The 247-nt window shown below is 36.4% G+C and carries 1 protein-coding gene; it reads left to right on the forward strand.

All coding sequences use genetic code 11. The annotated features are described in order from the left end of the window. Positions 1-247 (forward strand): hypothetical protein (locus AAEZ10_RS27640; RefSeq protein ID WP_502947720.1); only part of this gene is annotated, 247 nt, incomplete at both ends.

Below are 247 nucleotides of genomic sequence, written 5' to 3' on the forward strand. Positions count from 1 at the left end.
CTACAGGACTTGTTGTATTAGCAATGTCTGTAACAGGTGGTTCATGGGCGGTTATCGCATCTGACTTTATGCAGATGGTTATCATCATGTCAGTAACTATTACTTGTGCGATTATTGCGCTTAATCTTGGTGGTGGTATTTCAAATATCATTGATGGTTTTGAACAAACACGTGAAGTAACCTTCCTTGTTGGTACACAGATTAACTACTTAAGTATCTTTGCTATATGGTCATTCTTTATTTTTGT

Source organism: Pseudomonas sp. H26/SER47-MNA-CIBAN-0231 (assembly GCF_040310465.1).
Lineage (GTDB): Bacteria > Pseudomonadota > Gammaproteobacteria > Pseudomonadales > Pseudomonadaceae > Aquipseudomonas > Aquipseudomonas atacamensis.